General features: G+C 62.4%; 11 protein-coding genes and 2 pseudogenes. 4 read left to right on the top strand and 9 right to left on the bottom strand.

The annotated features are described in order from the left end of the window. Nucleotides 1-866 (top strand): annotated as a pseudogene (locus tag DRB87_RS18360) (crotonase/enoyl-CoA hydratase family protein). A 40-nt stretch (nucleotides 867-906) separates the two neighbouring features. Here DRB87_RS18360 and pdeR read toward each other — a convergent pair. Beyond that, entirely contained in the window at nucleotides 907-2,910 is a 2,004-nt protein-coding gene (pdeR, locus tag DRB87_RS18355) for a cyclic di-GMP phosphodiesterase (RefSeq protein ID WP_130026919.1), read from the bottom strand. A 525-nt stretch (nucleotides 2,911-3,435) separates the two neighbouring features. Between pdeR and katG the strand changes: the two genes are divergently transcribed. Then, nucleotides 3,436-5,610, top strand: a complete 2,175-nt coding sequence (gene katG, locus DRB87_RS18350; RefSeq protein WP_130026918.1) for a catalase/peroxidase HPI — start codon at nucleotides 3,436-3,438, stop codon at nucleotides 5,608-5,610. 48 nt (nucleotides 5,611-5,658) lie between these two features. Here katG and DRB87_RS18345 read toward each other — a convergent pair whose 3' ends face one another. Both DRB87_RS18345 and DRB87_RS18340 read right to left on the bottom strand, forming a co-directional pair. Further along, nucleotides 5,659-6,843, bottom strand: coding sequence for a chromate transporter (locus tag DRB87_RS18345; RefSeq protein ID WP_130026917.1), 1,185 nt, complete (start codon nucleotides 6,841-6,843; stop codon nucleotides 5,659-5,661). Next, a pseudogene (locus DRB87_RS18340) lies at nucleotides 6,840-7,818 on the bottom strand (chromate resistance protein ChrB domain-containing protein). Before DRB87_RS18340 ends, DRB87_RS18345 begins: the two are co-directional and overlap by 4 nt. Before the next feature lie 129 nt (nucleotides 7,819-7,947). On the opposite strand from DRB87_RS18340, the gene DRB87_RS18335 reads away from it, so the two are divergent. Then, nucleotides 7,948-9,009: a DMT family transporter gene (locus tag DRB87_RS18335; protein WP_130026916.1), complete on the top strand. Its 1,062-nt coding sequence runs from the start codon at nucleotides 7,948-7,950 to the stop codon at nucleotides 9,007-9,009. Nucleotides 9,010-9,132: 123 nt separating this feature from the next. Next, nucleotides 9,133-9,906, top strand: coding sequence for a hypothetical protein (locus tag DRB87_RS18330; RefSeq protein WP_130027954.1), 774 nt, complete (start codon nucleotides 9,133-9,135; stop codon nucleotides 9,904-9,906). A gap of 35 nt (nucleotides 9,907-9,941) precedes the next feature. On the opposite strand, the gene DRB87_RS18325 is transcribed toward DRB87_RS18330, so the two are convergent. The 6 genes from DRB87_RS18325 to DRB87_RS18300 all read right to left on the bottom strand — a co-directional run bounded on the left by DRB87_RS18325 (nucleotide 9,942) and on the right by DRB87_RS18300 (nucleotide 15,598). Then, nucleotides 9,942-10,334 (bottom strand): hypothetical protein, encoded by a 393-nt coding sequence (locus tag DRB87_RS18325; protein WP_130026915.1) that lies wholly within the window; start codon nucleotides 10,332-10,334, stop codon nucleotides 9,942-9,944. Between the two features lie 72 nt (nucleotides 10,335-10,406). After that, on the bottom strand, nucleotides 10,407-11,075 hold the full coding sequence (locus tag DRB87_RS18320; RefSeq protein WP_130026914.1) for an RraA family protein: 669 nt from the start codon (nucleotides 11,073-11,075) through the stop codon (nucleotides 10,407-10,409). Further along, entirely contained in the window at nucleotides 11,072-12,112 is a 1,041-nt protein-coding gene (locus DRB87_RS18315) for an amidohydrolase family protein (protein ID WP_130026913.1), read from the bottom strand. Before DRB87_RS18315 ends, DRB87_RS18320 begins: the two co-directional genes overlap by 4 nt. Nucleotides 12,113-12,142: 30 nt before the next feature. After that, nucleotides 12,143-13,465, bottom strand: coding sequence for an MFS transporter (locus DRB87_RS18310; RefSeq protein ID WP_130026912.1), 1,323 nt, complete (start codon nucleotides 13,463-13,465; stop codon nucleotides 12,143-12,145). 170 nt (nucleotides 13,466-13,635) lie between these two features. Then, a complete protein-coding gene (locus DRB87_RS18305; protein WP_130026911.1) occupies nucleotides 13,636-14,556 on the bottom strand; it encodes a LysR family transcriptional regulator in 921 nt (306 codons plus the stop codon). A 58-nt stretch (nucleotides 14,557-14,614) separates the two neighbouring features. Continuing rightward, nucleotides 14,615-15,598, bottom strand: a complete 984-nt coding sequence (locus DRB87_RS18300; protein WP_370363110.1) for a LacI family DNA-binding transcriptional regulator — start codon at nucleotides 15,596-15,598, stop codon at nucleotides 14,615-14,617. Between the last annotated feature and the right edge of the window lie 237 nt (nucleotides 15,599-15,835).

Genomic DNA, 15,835 nt, shown 5'->3' with positions numbered 1-15,835 from the left:
ATGCAACTCCAAAACCACCCGTCATGCAGGCCTTTCTACGAAGCCGGGGACATGTCGCAAATGGCCGCATTTTATGAGGAAGGCCGAAACATCATGTGGATGATGCTCCGTGCCGCCCCCGCCCGTGCTTCAATCAGGGGCTTCTCACCGAGATCATGCACCTTGCCCGTACGGCGCGGGAATCCGGGCTGCGCATCGATTTTTGGGTCACGGGATCGCTGGTGCCCGAGCTTTTCAACGTTGGCGGCGACCTTAGCTTCTTTGTCGATGCGATCCGATCCGGAAAGCGTGACATGCTGATGGCGTATGCGCGGTCGTGCATCGATTGCATCTGGGAGATGTACAACGGCTACGGCACCGGCGCGATCTCGATCGCGATGGTCGAGGGCAGCGCGCTCGGCGGCGGACTCGAGGCGGCGCTCGCGCATCACTTCGTCCTTGCGCAGAAAGGCGTGAAGCTCGGTTTTCCGGAGATCGCGTTCAATCTGTTCCCGGGCATGGGCGGATATTCGCTCGTCGCACGCCGAGCCGGCATGCGCGTGGCGGAGGAACTGATCAGCACCGGAGAGTCGCACGTGGCCGAGTGGTTCACGGAAAAGGGGCTTGTCGACCAGCTATTCGAGCCCGGCGACGCGTTCCTCGCGACACGCACGTTTATCGACGTGATCCGGCCGAAGCTGAATGGGATTCGCGCGCTGATCCGCGCACGCCAACGCGTGCTGCCCCTGGATCGCTCGGAGCTGATGGACATTACCGAAGACTGGGTGCGCTCGACGTTTACGATCGAGACGAAGGACCTCGCCTATATGGAGCGTCTGGTGATGATGCAGAACCGCCGCGTTTCCAAGCTCCGCACGGTATCGTGAGGCACGGCGGCGGTAAGGTGAGGTAGCGAATCGGGAAAGCTCAGGCGATAAGCCTGAGCTTTCTTTTTTCGTTGATCCACGCCTCGAGATCGTGTGCGGGCATCGGTTTCGCGTAGAGATAGCCTTGCGCGCGTTCGATCCCGGCTTGCCGCAGGAATGCCGCTTGAGCGTCGGTCTCGACCCCTTCCGCCACGACCGAAAACCCCAACGCCTTGGCCAACGTGAATACTGACGACACGAGCGCCTGGGCATTCGTGTCGCTGTCGACGCTGGTCACGAAACTGCGGTCGAGCTTGATCACATCGAACGGCAGCCGCGCGAGCTGCGCAAGTGACGAATAGCCGGTGCCGAAATCGTCGAGGTAAATCCGTGCGCCGAGCTTTCGGAACTGCTCCATCAGACTGCGCACGCGGCCCTCGTCCTCGATGAAGCAGCTCTCGGTCAACTCTACGTCGAGCAGGCCTGGTTTCAAACCGACGCTGTCGCAGATCTCGCCGAAGTGATTGGCGACATTCAGGTCGGCCAATTGACGCGCGGACACATTGATCGATATGCGCATGTTCAGGCCCTTCGCTTGCCACTGAACGGCCTGCTTCGCTGCCGCTTCCATCACCCAGCGTCCGAGCGATCCGATCAGGCCGAACTCCTCGGCATGGCGAATGAATTCAACGGGCCCGACCAGCCCGCGCTCCGGCGATTGCCAGCGGATCAAGGCCTCGACACTTTGGATATCCCCCGTCGCGATGTCGACGAGCGGCTGATAGTGCAATACGAACTGCTTTTCCTCGAGCGCCTTGCGAAGATTGGTATCGAGCCACATTGCTTTCGCGACCTTCTGGTTCATCTCCTGCGTGAACACCCGATACGTCCGCTTTCCAGCTTCCTTCGCAACGTACATTGCCGTATCTGCGTTGCGGATCAGCGTTTCCATGGTGTCGCCATGCTGCGGATGCAGCGTGATGCCGATCGAGCAACTGGTGTAGACCTCCATCACGTCCAGGCGAACCGACGTCTCGAACCGGTCGATGATCGTCTTCGCGGTGTCTTCGAGCATGTCGAGCGTTGCGTGCTCGAACAGCACCAGGAATTCATCGCCACCGAGACGCGCGAGCGTCGCACATTCGGGCAGGCAGTTCCTGACGATCGCGGACACTTGGGTCAATAGACGGTCGCCGGTCACATGTCCATAGTGATCGTTCACATGCTTGAAGTTGTCGAGATCGAGAAACAGGATGCCGACCTGCCGCGGCGTCTCGTCCGGTCCGCCGGCGAGGGCGGCGCGGATCATCTCGGTGACGGCATGCCGGTTCGGCAGCCCGGTCAGCACGTCGGTATTCGCAAGCTCGGTCAGGCGCTGCTGCGCGTTGCGCTCCTCGGTGATGTCGACGCCCGAGCAGATCAGAAACCGCTCGTCGAGCCCGCTGCCGCTCTGCACGAACTTATTGCGAAACTGATACAGGCGCGGGCCGTTGACCGTATTGATGTAGCGCTCGACAGCGAATGGCTTGTCGTTTTCGAAGAAGCCCGTGATGTTCGTGCTCGACTTCCGGCCTTGCTCTTCGGTCATGAACAGTTCGAAGGCGCTCCTGCCGATGACGTCTTCCTCGCGTTTGCCCAGCACCTCTTCTGCGAGGCGATTGAAGCGCTGGAGGATGCCGTGACGGTTGAGGACCACGACGAGCGAATTGACTTCGGAGACGACCTGTTCGGCAAAGGCGAGACCGTGCGCGAGGTCGCGTGCGACAGAGCGAGTGTCCGAGTATGCGGACGCGGTGCCGGCCCAGGTGGTTGCATCGACCTTCTTGCCAACCATGTGCAGGCGCAACGGATGGCCGAACAGGGCGATCTCAAGTTCGAAGGACGAAGTGACGCCAGTGAGGCTGCGAATCGTGGCAGCCTGCGCGGCATCGAGTGCGATGCCGATGTTCGTCAAGCCGCGAACCGCGCAGAGCTCGAGTGCGTTGCTGTCAAAGCCCAGGCGCCAGTATGGGCTCTGCGTGCCTAGGTGGACTTCGAGGACTTCACTGTCGTTTTCGTCATGCATGGACGAGACCCGCCTTTAAACTGCATAAGTGAGACGGCGCTCCATGACAGATGCCCATCGACGCGCCTCGCCATACGTTGCGCCATTCGCGGCAAAGCGCGATGCGCATCTGTTCTCGCCGGCTGGCGTCCCGGCTTGCGCCGACCGGGCGGTCGCATGGGGTGCATTGAACGATTACGTGTCGTTCATCTTATCAAAAGATGACTATGGGTTTCAATGTTCATACGGAACAAGTGACGTTCGCGTGCGGTCGGTGCGCTTCCCCGCTCATCGTCGGCAATGAACGGACATTATCGAACCCGAACGCCGATCGGGTGGAAGTCGTATTTCAAACGCACGTCAGCGAGTACTGCTTTGCTTCACCCGTTGAGATGTCTTACGTCACGGTCCCACGTGTTGCATGACGCCTTCGCGCAGCGCCCGGAACCGCTGCCGCGCCGACCTTCGCCGAATCTGGTACTTTTGGGTATCTGCGCCCGGATGCAGATCCGATCGTCTGATTTCATGCAACGTATGGAGCGAGAAATGGAAAGCAAAAGCGCGAGTGCTTCTGGCAAGTGCCCGGTGATGCATGGCAGCGCCACGTCGGCGGGGATGTCCAACATGGATTGGTGGCCCAAGGCGCTGAACCTCGACATCCTGCATCAGCACGACAGCAAGACCAACCCGATGGGGGCATCGTTCCACTATCGGGACGCCGTCAAGACGCTCGACGTCGATGCGCTCAAAAAGGATCTCAAGGCCCTGATGACCGACAGTCAGGACTGGTGGCCGGCGGACTGGGGGCACTACGGCGGCCTGATGATCCGCATGGCCTGGCACTCGGCGGGCACCTATCGCATCGCCGACGGGCGAGGCGGCGGCGGCACGGGCAACCAGCGATTCGCGCCGCTAAATTCCTGGCCGGACAATGCCAATCTCGACAAAGCCCGCCGTCTGCTGTGGCCGATCAAGAAGAAGTACGGCAACAAGCTGAGTTGGGCGGACCTGATCATTCTCGCCGGCACGCTGGCTTACGAATCGATGGGGTTGAAGACCTTCGGCTTCGGCTTCGGACGTGAAGATATCTGGCACCCGGAAAAGGATATCTATTGGGGATCCGAAAAGGCGTGGCTCGCGCCCACCGACAACCCGAACAGCCGCTACTCCGGCGAACGTGATCTGGAAAACCCGCTGGCGGCAGTCATGATGGGGTTGATCTATGTGAACCCGGAGGGCGTCGATGGCAAGCCCGATCCGCTGAAGACCGCCCGTGACGTGCGCGAGACCTTCGCGCGCATGGCGATGAACGACGAGGAAACGGTCGCCCTGACCGCAGGGGGCCACACCGTTGGCAAGACGCATGGCAATGGCAACGCCGCCAATCTCGGCCCGGCGCCGGAGGGTGCGGATGTCGACGCGCAGGGGCTGGGCTGGATCAACGCGGTCAGCCGTGGTGTGGGGCGCGACACGGTCACCAGTGGCATCGAAGGGGCCTGGACCACGCACCCGACGACGTGGGACGGCGGCTATTTCGATATGCTGCTCGGCCATGAGTGGGCGTTGCAGAAGTCGCCCGCCGGCGCCTGGCAGTGGGAGCCGGTCGACATCAAGGAAGACGCCATGCCCGTGGATGTCGAAGATCCGTCGATCCGCCACAAGCCGATCATGACCGACGCCGACATGGCCATGAAGATGGATCCGGCATACCGGAAAATCTCGGAACGGTTCCACCAGGATCAAGCGTATTTCTCGGAAGTCTTCGCCCGCGCGTGGTTCAAGCTGACGCACCGCGACATGGGCCCGAAGTCCCGCTACCTCGGCCCGGATGTACCGAAGGAGGACTTGATCTGGCAAGACCCGGTTCCCGCGGGCCGCAAGGACTACGACGTGGCTGCGGTGAAGGCAAAAATCGTCGCCAGCGGCCTCGGCATCGCCGATATGGTGGCGACGGCGTGGGACAGCGCGCGCACCTTCCGAGGTTCCGACAAGCGCGGCGGTGCCAACGGCGCACGCATCCGTCTGGCACCGCAGAAGGATTGGGAAGGCAACGAGCCGGTGCGTCTGGCCAACGTGCTGGCCGTGCTGGAGAAGATCGCGGCCGAGACGGGCGCGAGCGTGGCCGATGTGATCGTGCTGGCCGGTAACGTCGGTGTGGAGCAGGCGGCCAAGGCGGCAGGGGCTCATGTCACCGTGCCTTTTGCACCGGGGCGTGGCGATGCCACGCAAGCGCAAACCGATGTGGCGTCGTTCGACGTCCTGGAGCCTGTGGCGGATGGTTTCCGCAATTGGCTGAAGCAGGCATATGTGGTGAGCCCGGAGGAACTGCTGCTCGATCGAGCCCAGTTGATGCGGCTGACGGCGTGCGAAATGACGGCCTTGATGGGCGGCATGCGCGTACTGGGCACCAACCACGCGGGCACCCGGCATGGCGTGCTTACGAACCGCGTTGGCGTATTGACGAATGATTTCTTCGTCAATCTGACCGACATGGCGAACATCTGGAAGCCCGCGGACAACAATTTGTACGAAATCCGCGATCGCAAGTCCGGCGACGTGAAATGGACGGCCACGCGTGTCGATCTGGTCTTCGGCTCGAACTCGGTGCTGCGGGCCTATGCGGAGGTCTACGCACAGGACGACAACAACGAGAAGTTTGTGCAGGACTTCGTCGCCGCCTGGACGAAGGTCATGAACGCCGATCGGTTCGACTTGGCGTAATTTCCGATGGGGAATCCCCCGCAGCGCGGGCACGGCTGCGGGGGGCGTTCAGACACCGTGCGAGCGGATGAGCGGATAAATCAGCACGCCAATGATCGCAGCCGCCACGACAACCACCGGCTCCTGCAGACGTTTGAAGCGCCATAACAAGGCGATGGTCACGACCGCTATCAGCAGCGTGGGCCAGTCGACGATCGAGCGGCGCGCGATGACAATGACCGACCCCGTGATCGCGCCCACGGCCGCCGCGGTGATGCCGTCGACGAAGGCCCGGATCGCGGGCAGCTTGCCATATTTCTTGAAGTACGGCGCCGGCAGAATGGTAAAGAGGTAGCAGGGGAGAAATGTGCCGAGCGCGGCAACGCACGCCCCCGTCAATCCGGCCACGAGATACCCGATAAAGCCGACGGTAATGACAACGGGGCCCGGCGTGATCATCGCCACCGCGACCGCGTCGACGAACTGCTTGTCGTTGAGCCAGTGGTGCTCGGTGACCACCCCGCCATATAGAAACGGCACGATAGCGAGCCCCGAGCCGAACACGAAGGCGCCGGCCTTTGTGAAGAACAGACCGAGTTGGCCAAGCAGTGGCCAATCGAGACCGCTGATTACGCCGCTTGCCGGCGGCAACTGCGCCAACGCGACTGCGTTGATGCCGCCTTTGCCCAGCCATTTGGGCGGTGCCTTAACCAGCCAGTTGATGACACCTCCCGCAATGAAAAGCCACGCGATCTCCGATTCGGTGACCACCGTGACGGCCGCCAGCGTCAGGTAGATCGCGAGTAGGAGCCGGTGTCTGCCCACCGTCTTTGTGGTGAGCTTGTACGCGCTCATGGCAATGATGCCGACGACGGCCGCACCGACGCCGTAGAAGACCGCCTGCATCCAGGGCAGACCGCCAAAGTGCGCGTAAGCCCATCCGAGCAGAACCACCATCGCAAACGACGGCAGGACGAAGGCGATGCCAGCGAGCGTCGCGCCGACCACACGATAGTGGACGTAGCCAAGATAGATGCCGAGCTGCGCGGCGAGCGGGCCGGGCATCATCTGCGCCAGTGCCAAGCCCTCGCGGTAGTCCGCGTCGGTAATCCAGCCGCGCCCATCGACAAGATCGCGATGCATGTACCCGACCAGTGCCACGGGACCGCCGAAACCGAAGGTGCCAAGCCGCAGCATGTAAAGCACCATCTGACCCAGCGTATAGCCTGGTGCGGAGGCGGTTGTCGTGCTCATGAGCGTCTCCTGCTTTCCTTGTGCTTCGTGCTGGCGGCAAAGTGCGCATAGAGCGCGTCGAGAACCGGCATCATCGCGTCGAGCAACTGATCATCGTCGGGCGCGCCCTCGCGCGTGCCGGCCAACACGGCTTCGAAGCCGCTGGCCTCCGGCACGGACTCGCCGCCGACATCCAGGGCGTGAACCAGTTGCCCAAGGCGCAGCAGCGCCGCGTCGTGATCGAGACCGAACGTCGCGAGCAAAACCTCGAAAGTCACCCGCTCGTCGACGTGCGTGAAGGCGGCTCCATCGAAATCGAAGCCGAGCGCGTCTGCGGGACACGCCTTGGGCGACTCGAGCCACACAAACCGAGCCTCGAGATCGATAAACCGACCAATCAGCCATGCGCTCGCTACCCGGTCTACCCACAGGCGACGACGTGTCGCCCAGATTCGCCGCTGATAGTCCTCGCGCTTGAGGGGGCGATGGGCTGGTGGGCCGCATGCGGCTCGCCCGGCGACAGGACCGTCTCGATATGAGAGACGAAGTCCCCCACGCGGCTGCCGCGCGGGCGGCCGCCTCGGTGGGAAAGTAATCGATTGCGGCAACGCTCTCATAGTCCTTTTGCAGCCGCCGCTGCAACCGGGCCAACTCGGCAGGCGACTGCGCAGACATCGCCTTGCGCGCCTCGGCGAGCGATTGGACGACGTTGTCGTAGTCGTCGGAGCGGTCGAACAGCCCGCGAAAGTACGCCTCCTGCGCCGCGTCGAGGCTTGGGGTGCGCAGCAGATGCGCGGTGCCGCCGCTGTCGCCGATGGATTCGGCAAGCTCGCGCAGCATGCCTTCACGCTCGGCGTTGTAGGGCAGCAGATAAACGCCGTCTCGCAGAACGGCACAGCCCCGGGCTTTCAATGCGCGCCAGTACCGCATGCGCGCGGTGGCATTTTCCGTCGGCAGTGACAGCACTAGCAGCGACCAGGTGGAAATTTGTGTCATGTAGATGACATTACGTTAACGTAGCATATTCTACAAGTTTACTTTTCGTGTGATTGGCCAGGTTTTGTCCGCCGAGCCGGCTGGGGGCCAGTACACTTCCCCCAATAGATGATGCGAGGTTTGACGACCGTGAAATCCCGATACAGCGCGGTATTCACCGCTTTGGCTGCCGCGGCGCTTTTTGGCGCCGCGACACCACTCGCCAAAGCGATGCTCGGCGCCGTCAGTCCATTCATGCTGGCCGGGCTGTTTTATCTGGGGAGCGGCCTGGGGCTGGGCGTCGGGATCGCGTGGCGGGCGTGGAGCGGGCGTGGGCGTCATGCCCGCAGGGACCATCACATCCAGCGGGGCGAGCTGCCGTGGCTGATCGGCGCGATTGCGATGGGGGGTGTCGCGGGCCCCGCGTTGCTGATGCTCGGGCTGTCGAGCACCCCGGCGGCAACGAGTTCGCTGCTGTTGAACCTCGAGGGCGTGCTGACGGCCGTCATTGCCTGGGTGGTTTTCCGGGAAAACGTGGACCTCCAGGTTTTGCTCGGCATGGTGGCGATCGTCGCGGGCGGCGTGCTTCTCTCATGGCACCCTGGCGGGGTGGGTTTGCCGGTGGGCGCGCTGTTGATCGTCGGTGCGTGTACGTGCTGGGCGATCGACAACAACCTCACGCGCAAGGTCTCGGCAAACGACGCGATGGTGATCGCATGTCTGAAAGGAGTGGCGGCCGGTCCGGTGAATCTTGGCATTGCGTTCGCGGCGGGTGCTTCGCTGCCGTCGCCAGGGACAGTGGCCGCGGCCATGGCGACAGGGCTTGCCGGTTACGGAATCAGTCTCGTGCTGTTCGTGGTCGCGCTGCGCAATCTCGGGACCGCGCGTACCGGGGCTTACTTTTCGGTGGCGCCGCTGTTCGGCGTCATACTTTCTCTGATCATCTGGCCCGCATGGCCTGATCTGACTTTTTCGTTGGCTGCCGGACTCATGGCGGTCGGTATCTGGCTGCATGTGCGTGAGCGGCACGAACATGCGCATACGCACGAGCGGCTCGAGCATACGCATCGTCACCGCCATGACGAACATCATCAGCACGAACACGACTTTCCTTATGCCGGCGATGCGCCGCACACGCACGCGCACGCACATCTACCCATCACGCATTCGCATGCGCATTTTCCCGACATCCATCACCGGCATCGACACTAGCCGGCGGGGTCAGTCCGAAGTCGGGGCAACATGCAGCGACACCTCGGGATCGCGCCATGCATGTTGTGGAAGCGGCCGTCCGGTGCGCGGCGCATTCCGGTCCTTTTCTTCATTACCTTGACGATGCGCCGAAACGCTCCGCAACCTCACACCCCAAACCACCTCACTTCGTACTTTTGGAGTGGTGATGCCATCCGCAGCCGGGGTGTGAGCGACGTTGTGCTGTCGGGCACTGTCGACGTACCTGAGCTGCCAACGCGCCTGCTCGCCGATTGGACGCGGGAGTTATCGTTGCGCATGACGCTGGGCGCCGGGGATGTCGATGTGATGCCGCTGGCGCGCGCGCGTGCGCGCTGGCCGAACTACTCGCACTTTGTGCAGGCCGCGTCCGATTGGACGAACACGCTTGGCTTGCCCGGGTCGCTCGCGTCGAAGGACGTCGCGCTTATGGCCTGCCGTGGTGCGAGGTATCACCACGACGGAGAACAGTACGGCGGTGCGGCCTTCTGCAATTTGTTCCTGAGCGAAGACAAGGGGCAGGACGTTCATTTCCCCAGATTGGACCTTCGCATTCCTTTGACCCGTGGGACGGTGCTGATATTCGACACCTGCCAGCCGCACGGGGTGATTCAACGCGGCCGCCACGCCTTCGATGCCGACGACTTCCCCGTAGATCAAGATGGCACGCAGGTATTCCTGACCTGGGAATTTCCGATCGAGGATCCCGATGTCGCACGCGCCCTCCACGTCGCCTTCGACGTCGACCCATCGGGCCCGACGACGGTGAATGACGAGCAAGTGCGGCGCCATGGCGACAGGGTAGAGGTCTGCCCGGAATCAGGTCAGTGGCGCCGCGCGGACGCATCGGTTCACGCGTTGACCGACGGCGTTCGATGATGCCAACGGGGTCGGCTGCTGCGCGCCAGCGCTGCCTATAGCGGGACGTCTTCGATCAAGGCCAGACGCACTGCGCGAATCCGTCGATCGACGAAATAACCACCGCCTTCCGTGTAGCGCAGATACAGCCGAGCGCACGACGTGCATTCCCACACGCTGCAGCGGTTGTATGGGAAGTAGCGCGGGGCGATCGGCGCATCGTCCGCCCAGTACGTCGACTTGCCCGGCAGGTATTCGGCAACGGTCGGTTCCGGAGCGTCTTCCGCGAGCAAGGTGCCGATCTCCCGCAATAGCGTTTCGTCGAGGGAAACCGGCTGGGATTGCCAGCCGTCGAGCGGCGTTTTCGTGCACGCACACGGACCGGGAGTCTTGGCTTGCGCGCGTCGTGCAAGATCGATCAGGGCGGCGGTGTCCAGAGGGGCGGGCATGGTGGGTATTGTCGTGTCGATGAGGCGGCGAACGCGCCATCATGCGCGCGTTCGCCTGGGTTCGGCAAGCTGTCAGCCGTTCATCATTCGGTCACGCTGGCCAGCGACCCACGAGCGGTCGAAGCAACCTTGCGCGATCGATTTCAGCGCCGCTGCCTCCTTGGCCGCCTGCTTGCGAGCGCCCTCGATGACGGCTTCAACATCCGCAGGCGCGATCGCGAGTACGCCGTCCTCGTCGCCGACGACGATGTCGCCCGGATGTACCACCATTCCGCCGACGGTCACGGGCACGTTGATCTCGCCCGGTCCGTTCTTGTATGGGCCACGATGCGTCACGCCGCGCGCGTAAACCGGGAAATCGCGCTGGCGCAGAGCGCCGACATCGCGGATCGCGCCGTCGATCACGAGACCTTGCACGCCAAGGCTTTCCGCGAAGCTCGCCATGATGTCGCCCATCAGCGCCTGTGTGAGTTCCCCGGCGCCGTCGATCACGAGCACGTCGCCAGGCCGGCAATAGTCAAACGCGCGATGGATCGCGAGATTATCGCCACCGCGCGTGCGCACGGTAACCGCCGTGCCAGCCATCGGCTTCGGTCGATGAAACGGGCGCAGGCGGGTCGTGCCGCTCACGCGGGCCATGTTGTCGCTCAATAGCGATACAGCGAGTTCGCGCAAGGCGACGAGCGTCGAGGGGCTCGTCTGGGCCGCCGATTCATATTCGCGCCATCCGGCCATATTCATGTCGTTGCTCCTTCGGTTGATCGTTGTCGCTCAAGCTGTGCGGATAGGCGCCCGTACACGGCACGCGCGTTGCCTTCGAAAATGCGCCGGCGGTCTGCGTCGCTGAGCCATTCGATGGCATCGATATATCGACGCGTGTCGTCGAAGTAATGGCCGGTTTCCGGATCGATCCCCTGCACCGCGCCGATCGTCTCAGAGGCGAACAGAATGTTCTTCACCGGAATAACCTTGGCGAGCAGTTCGGCGCCCGGCTGGTGGTAGACGCATGTATCGAAGAAGACATTGTTCAGCAGGTGCTCGGTGAGCAGCGGCCGATTCATCTCCTGAGCGAGCCCGCGATAACGTCCCCAGTGATACGGCACCGCGCCGCCGCCGTGCGGAATGATGAACTTGAGCGTCGGGAAATCGGCAAACAGGTCGGCGCTCAGCAACTGCATGAACGCCGAAGTGTCGCCGTTGATGTAATGGGCGCCGGTTGCATGGAAGTTGGGATTGCACGACGATGAAACGTGAATCATCGCCGGCACGTCGAGGTCAACCAGTGCTTCGTAGAGCGGGTACCACGAGCGGTGGCTCAACGGCGGCCCGGACCAGTGTCCACCTGACGGATCGGGATTCAGATTGCAACCGATAAAGCCGAAGTCCTCCACGCATCGCCGCAACTCGGCAATGCAGTTGTCCGGTGCTACGTCCGGCGCCTGAGGCAGCTGGCAGACGCCGACGAAGTTGCGCGGGAAAAGCTCGCACACGCGATGTACGAGATCGTTGCACGCCGCCGACCAGACCGCGTTGGCTTGCGCTGAAGCCAGGTGGTGGCCCATGCTGGCCGCGCGCGGGGAGAAGATCGTAAGATCCGTGCCGCGCTCGCGCTGGATGCGCAATTGACCGCGTTCGATGCTCTCGCGAATTTCGTCGTCGGAAATGTTGGGGCGAGGAGGGGGCGCAACGCCGTCTTTCAGCGCGGCGATCTGCTGCGCGCGCCATGTTTCGTGTTGCGGGGGCGAGGTCGTATAGTGACCGTGACAATCAATGATCATGCGTGACTTCCGTAGCGTTGTGTGCGGGATTCAGGTGCGGGCGGCGGATTTCGCCGTGGACAGCGAAGCGTCTTCGTCGTCGGCCGGCTTCACTCGCATCACGAGCGCGATGACTGTCGCCATGACGAGGAACGCCGCGATCGTCAGCAGCGCGAACTTGAAGTTGCCCGTCGCGCTGCGCACGAGGCCGATGCTCCACGGTCCAACCAGCCCGCCGAACTGCGCGATCGTGTTGATGAGCGCGATCGTCGCCGCGCCCGCCGCGCCGGTCCTGAACGAGGATGCGAGGCTCCAGAACAGCGGATTGCCGGCGTAGATGAAAAGGCCCGTTATGCACAGCAGTACGTAGGCGATGACGGGATTCGGCGCATAAGCACTGCCGGCGATGGCGATGGCACTCATGCCATAGACGAAGGCCAGATGTTTTTTGCGGTCGCCTGTGCGATCCGAACTGCGACTGATGATGAACGTGCCCAGCACGCCCAGCAGTGGCGGCACGGCCGAGAGAAAGCCGACCTCGATGTTGCTCAGATGGCCAAGACTCTTGACGATCTGAGGCAGCCAAAGAAAGAGACCGTAAATGCCGACCAAGGCGCAGCCGAACAGGCAGGCAAGGCTCCATACGCGAATGTCGCTCGCTACGCGCAGCAGCGGGAAATGTGCGTTGCCACCGACTGTTTCGCGTTCGGCCGCCAGCGTCGTTTCGAGCCATTGCTTCTCGTCATCGGCGAGCCAGTCGGCGTCGGCCGGGCGCTCGGTCATGATGCGAAGGGTGACAAGGCCCAGCAGCATCGCCGGAATGCCTTCGAGGATGAACATCCACTGCCATCCTTGCAGGCCGAGAACGCCATTGGCATAGGTCATCAGCGCGGTGGAGATTGGGCCGCCCAGCACCGCGGAAAACGATCCCGCTATGATGTAGCCGCCCACCGCGCGGGCCCGATAGCGCAACGGAAACCATTTGGTCAGGTACACCGCCACGCCGGGCAGGAAGCCCGCTTCCATCACGCCGAGCAAAAAGCGCAACGCGTAGAAGCTCTTGTCATCGAAGACGAAGGCCGTTGCGGCCGCCACCGCACCCCATGTGAGCAAGATGCGCGCGATCCAGCGGCGCGCGCCCACGCGATGCAACAGCAGGTTGCTCGGCACCTCCAGGAGCATGTAGCCGACGAAGAAAATGCTGCCTGCGAAGCCGAACACGGCGGGCGAAAAGCCGAGCGCCTTGTTCATGTCGAGCGCCGCGAAGCCGATGTTGATGCGATCGAGGTAGTTGAAGAACATCATCGCGAAGAGCATAGGCATGAGCCGCCCGTACACCTTTCGCATGGTTGCCGCTTCGTTGAATGGGGTCATGCCGTCTCCACGTTCTTTATGTCGGATCGCGAGGGCTCTGTGGCCCTGCGTTACAAACGGCCTTTGCCGTCAGCGTGCCCGAACCCGTGCCGCGCCTAACATGGCGAGCCGGTTCGGATCACGAAAACCGATGATAAGAAGCGCGGTGTTCGGCGTCCAAGACGCGTTGCTTATGTTTCTATAAGCTTCTTTTTATAGTGTGTGTCCTTGAGTGGCGCGGGAAGGCAGCCGAGGAAGGCGCGCAGATGCGCTGAGTCATCGTCAGCGCGGAATGTTGCAGCCAGCGTTGACCATTGCGACGCGCCTGGGTTCGCGAGATGGCGGAAAACGACGTCCTTGCGGCCATGCCGCGCCACGGACTCACCGACAAACGTCACGCCCAGTCCCGCCGCGACGAGCGCGATGGCGGTCTGGATTTCGTAAGCTTGATGAGCGACGAATGGCGTCACGCCCGCGTCGCGATACAAGGACTGCACAGTGCGCTTGAACTGCGCGTTCTGGTGCTTCGGATAAAGGATGAGCGGTGTGTCTTCGAGATCGGAAATGCAAACCTTCTTCTTCCCTGCCAGCGGATGATCCGGTGAAAGCACTGCCACGATGTGTTCACGCAGCAGCGGATGCGTCACGCAGCCGGGGATGTCGAGCGGTTGACGTCCGATGCCGACGTGAATGCGCATGTCGCGCAACGCATCGGCCTGCTCGTCGGTCAACATCTCGAAGAGCTTCAGTTCGATCTGTGGGTAAGCCCGATGGAATGCCTTCAGCGCGGGCGGCAGGATGCTGTACATCGCAGATCGCGTGAAGCCGATGGACAGCCAGCCACGTCGTCCTACGCCAATTTCCTGAGCACCGAGGCTCGCCTGCTCCCATGAGCCGAGAATCTGGCGTGCCTCGGTGCAGAGATAGTGGCCCGCTTCGGTGAGTCGAAGCGGCCGCCTTGCGCGGTCGACGAGTTGCGTGCCAAGCCGCTCTTCCAGCAGTCGTATCTGCTGACTCAGTGCGGGTTGCGCGATATGCAAGCGCTCCGCCGCGCGGCTGAAGTTCAGCTCCTCGGCAAGAATGACGAAACACTGCAAGGACCTGAAATTCATGTCAACTTTCCTAACGTCCAGTGAGTCGCGCGCATCAGGCGATTGGATAATGCGCTGCTCACGTGCTCTCTCGATCGATGATCGTGAACCCTGTATCGACACGCAGCGTTTCGTTGACGGGCGGGTTCCCGTCCAGTCGCTGCAGCAGGGCCTCGGCGGCAAGGCGTCCGATCATCGCCCCGTCGATGCGGACCGTCGACAAGGACGGATGGACGTGGGCGGCGGTGCTCAGATCGCCGAAACCCATCACCGCCACCTGCTGCGGAACGCCGATGCCGCGACTTGCCGCCTCGGCGAGAATGCCCTGCGCAAGCATGTCAGTGCTGCACACAATCACGTCCGGCAATCCTTTGTCGAGCAAGCGTACAAAGCCTTCACGCCCTGCTTGCAGTGTTGCCGGCGCGGGCAGGACTTCCAACGGCACATCGTCCATTCCGTGCTCCCTCAACGCCTCCACGATGCTGATGCTACGTCGTATTCCGCGCGGATCGTCGGCTGACATCAGGGCGAACCGCCGGTACGATTTCTTCAGCAGGTGACTGACCACCGCGCGGCCAACGGCTTCGTGCGAGAAACCGACCAGCATGTCGATGGGGTCGTCGGCCAGGTCCCACACTTCCACGATCGGCACGTTCGTCTTGAGCAATCGCTCGCGTGTGACGCGGGAGTGGTCTGTGCCGGTCAGGACGATCGCATCCGGTCGACGGCCGAGCAAGGTGTGCACGAGTTGCTCTTCACGCTCGCGACGGTAGTCCGTTAGCCCCAGCAGCGTTTCATAGCCCGACGCCGCCAGCGTCGACATCATCGTCTGCACCAGTTCCGTGAAGATCGACGTCGCAATTGTCGGCAATAGCAACGCCACGAGGTGGCTCCGGTTCGTGGCAAGCGCGCCCGCCAGCAGGTTTGGCACGTAGCCGGTCACGCGAACGGCGTCGAGCACCCGTTGCCGCGTTGTTTCGCGCACGAGTTCCGGTCGCTTCAGCGTGCGTGACACCGTCATCGCCGTAACCCCGGCCAGGCGTGCAACGTCTTCCAACGTCACGTTGTCGTTCGTCTGAGGCGGCCGACTGGCGGTCGGCCTGTAGTGCTCTTCCATCGCGGCTCCCTGTGTTCATCCATTCTATCGATAAGAGAACGCGATTAGAGGACTCAATGACATACGACGTCGTATGTATAAATCCCGGGAAAACCCGAATTTCCAGACTGTTTGCGCTAACATATGCTTCCAACACATAAGACATCACACAACATTTCGGAGACGACGATGGAAAATGGCGTA

It is taken from the genome of Pandoraea sp. XY-2 (genome assembly GCF_004193915.1).
Taxonomy (GTDB): Bacteria; Pseudomonadota; Gammaproteobacteria; order Burkholderiales; family Burkholderiaceae; genus Pandoraea; species Pandoraea cepalis.
This window is presented reverse-complemented; position numbering and strand designations above follow the sequence as displayed.

Bases quoted from the DNA above. Each gene is read 5' to 3' on its own strand.
- pdeR (WP_130026919.1), bottom strand. From the start codon at position 2,910: ATGCATGACGAAAACGACAGTGAAGTCCTCGAAGTCCACCTAGGCACG.
- katG (WP_130026918.1), top strand. From the start codon at position 3,436: ATGGAAAGCAAAAGCGCGAGTGCTTCTGGCAAGTGCCCGGTGATGCAT.
- DRB87_RS18345 (WP_130026917.1), bottom strand. From the start codon at position 6,843: ATGAGCACGACAACCGCCTCCGCACCAGGCTATACGCTGGGTCAGATG.
- DRB87_RS18330 (WP_130027954.1), top strand. From the start codon at position 9,133: ATGCGCCGAAACGCTCCGCAACCTCACACCCCAAACCACCTCACTTCG.
- DRB87_RS18325 (WP_130026915.1), bottom strand. From the start codon at position 10,334: ATGCCCGCCCCTCTGGACACCGCCGCCCTGATCGATCTTGCACGACGC.
- DRB87_RS18320 (WP_130026914.1), bottom strand. From the start codon at position 11,075: ATGAATATGGCCGGATGGCGCGAATATGAATCGGCGGCCCAGACGAGC.
- DRB87_RS18315 (WP_130026913.1), bottom strand. From the start codon at position 12,112: ATGATCATTGATTGTCACGGTCACTATACGACCTCGCCCCCGCAACAC.
- DRB87_RS18310 (WP_130026912.1), bottom strand. From the start codon at position 13,465: ATGACCCCATTCAACGAAGCGGCAACCATGCGAAAGGTGTACGGGCGG.
- DRB87_RS18305 (WP_130026911.1), bottom strand. From the start codon at position 14,556: ATGAATTTCAGGTCCTTGCAGTGTTTCGTCATTCTTGCCGAGGAGCTG.